The organism is Vicinamibacteria bacterium (assembly GCA_035620555.1).
GTDB lineage: Bacteria > Acidobacteriota > Vicinamibacteria > Marinacidobacterales > SMYC01 > DASPGQ01.
The window spans coordinates 1-2,554 of sequence record DASPGQ010000020.1; the positions used below are offsets into that span (position 1 = coordinate 1).

Below are 2,554 nucleotides of genomic sequence, written 5' to 3' on the forward strand. Positions count from 1 at the left end.
AGCCAGACCTCCTTTCCACGCATTCGCCCAAGGCTGGTTGGCTGGGCAGGGTTGCGGCCTGGATGGCCGGCGTTCCCGTGATCTTTACCGCCCATGGGTGGGCGTTCTCCGAAGGGGTAGGTGCCACGAAGCAGCGACTCTACGCTCTTGCCGAGAGGCTCGTTGCCCCGTTCGCTCTGAAGATCATCGCAGTCTCGGACCACGACAGGGAGCTTGCAGCCCAATTCGGCGTCGGACGGCCGGGTCAATTCGTGACCGTGCACAACGGCATGCCCGAAGTGGACGATAGGTTGAGAGCGAACCCGAGCGCGGAGCCGCCACACCTCGTCATGGTTGCGCGAATGGAGGCGCAGAAGGACCACCGCACTCTGCTCCAGGCCTTGAAGCCCCTCGCGAATCTCGATTGGACCCTCAGCCTCGTCGGAACCGGGCCGTTAATGGAAGAGACACGACGGCTGGCCGAGGAGTTGGGTCTTGCGAAGCGAGTGACGTTCTTGGGCGAGCGACGCGACGTTGCCGAGATCCTGGCAGGCTGTCAGATTTTCCTGCTCGTATCCAACCACGAGGGATTTCCCCGCAGCATCCTCGAAGCCATGAGGGCGGGCCTTCCGGTGATTACCTCCGACGTGGGTGGCAGCCGCGAGTCGGTAGTCGACGGCGAGAACGGAATCCTGGTGCAACGGCGAGACGTCGACGGGCTGACCAGAGCTCTCGGGAAGTTAATCTCCAATCCCGCACTGAGATCGAGGATGGGGGCTAGTGGACGACGATCGTTCGAGGAAAATTTCCAGTTCTCCACTCTCTATGCGAAGACGCGAAACATCTATCGGTCCGTGTTGCCGGATCGTGGAGGCATGGCCGAGGGTGAGTGGCGCGATTCGAGGAGCTCGCTGAACACTCGAGCGGGCAAGCCTCGGACGGATGCCCCCGGCGTGGCCAAGTAACCGGTCTCTCTGGCTGGTTTGCTGGCCAGCGGGCTATCGCACCCGGACCGACCCTTCCCCGATCTCCATTACAAGAGCGAGCGTCCCATGGCTCGAAGCCTCGCGGCATCGGCGCGCTTGGGGAAGGAGAAGTAAGTCGCATTCGCCGTGTCCATCGGCTCACGGTCAGCCGTTCCCCGCTCGATCTGCTCGATCGCTTCGAGCATTGCCTGGATGCCAACCTGTTTGGAGCGAACCATCAAATCGTGAAGCGAGTCCTTGGGAAGGATGGGAACTGCCTTCTGGAGAATGATGTCGCCCGCGTCCAGCTTCGGCACCATGTAGTGGATGGTCACGGCCGCAGCTTCCTCTCCATGGACCATGGTCCAGAAGTTGGGCATCATGCCTTGATAACGCGGAAGCGGCGCGGAATGCAGGTTGATGCATCCAAGGGGCGCGGCCTCGAGGACCGCCTTTTTGAATATCTGGCTCGCCGCGACCGACACGAGCAAATCGGGTCGGGAGCCCTGCGTCAAGGTCTCGATGAAATCCGGTCTGTTGATGTTGGCTGGCTTGTATACCGGGATCCCGTGGCGTCGACTCACGTCTTCCGCCGAGTAGGGACGAGTCACGGGGTAAAAGCGGTTCACGAAGTCGGCGATGGCCGCTCCGGTGAAGCGAAAGACCAACCGAGCGAAGTCGAACGGCCCATAGAATCGATACAATCGCTTGGCCGTTGCCAGCTTCGACTCGTTGAAACTCGGAAGAATGACGATCGAGCAGATGTCTTTGCCGCGGATCCGGCAGAGCTCGTCGAGGGCCGGGGGCAAGTAGAACGGTTCTTGCTGGGTAACGACGGTAATTCGCATCTATGTGACTCCGAGTTGATGAGAAAAGACGTCCTGGAATGCTCCGAATTGGAACACTTCCAAGAGCTTACCAAGTCGACTCTCGGTCTTACCGAGATTGACGTAGTGACGAAAGCGCGACAGTGCGGGCGCACCCTTCACCGCGGGCTGATCGGGGTCGAATTCCCACGAGTGAAGATAGATCACCGCCGGGTGTCCCTCACCGTTGATGTGACGGATGGCGGATTGGGTGAGCCACAGGGGAAACAGTCGAAAATAGCCGCCACCGGCGACGGGCCAGTTGCGGCCGGCGAGCCGTACTGTGCTGACGGGAAACTCCCACAAGCCGGCCTCGACCTGGGAGGCGAATCGACTCGCGTTCCGAATGCCGTAGCGGTCGTGAGCGACAAGGGGAAAGATGCTCGAATCGTAGCGAAAGCCATGTTCGCGCAGGATCCGAAGGGCCCAGAGCGTTTGCCGGGTTACGGAAAAGGCCGGGGCTCGATAGCCGTGAATCGGCACCTCTGAACCGCCCAGCGCGAGCCTCAGAACCTTCAGGGAACGCTCCACGTCGTGGGTGAACTCGGCAGGAGACTGTCGGTATATCAGCTCGTGACCGTAGCCATGGGTCGCAAGCTCGTGACCGTCAGCCGCGATCTCCTGCACGAGTTGCGGGTGCCTCTCGGCGACCCAACCGAGAACGAAGAACGTCGCCCGCACCTGCCGTTCCCGGAGCAGCTCGAGGATCCGACGGGTGCTCGAGACCACGCGGCTCGGCATCGA

3 protein-coding genes are annotated in these 2,554 nt (G+C 61.3%); 1 reads left to right on the forward strand and 2 read right to left on the reverse strand.

Going from position 1 to position 2,554, the window contains the following annotated elements; all coding sequences use genetic code 11:
• Nucleotides 1–944, forward strand: a 944-nt coding sequence (locus tag VEK15_00720; GenBank protein ID HXV59185.1) for a glycosyltransferase family 4 protein, incomplete at its 5' end; no start/stop codon positions are given.
• 68 nt (nucleotides 945–1,012) lie between these two features.
• Here VEK15_00720 and VEK15_00725 read toward each other — a convergent pair.
• Complete coding sequence (locus VEK15_00725) at nucleotides 1,013–1,792, reverse strand: formyltransferase family protein (GenBank protein HXV59186.1); 780 nt, start codon at nucleotides 1,790–1,792, stop codon at nucleotides 1,013–1,015.
• On the reverse strand, nucleotides 1,793–2,554 hold a 762-nt coding region (locus VEK15_00730; protein ID HXV59187.1), incomplete at its 5' end, for an XrtA system polysaccharide deacetylase.

Bases quoted from the DNA above. Each gene is read 5' to 3' on its own strand.
- VEK15_00725 (HXV59186.1), bottom strand. From the start codon at position 1,792: ATGCGAATTACCGTCGTTACCCAGCAAGAACCGTTCTACTTGCCCCCG.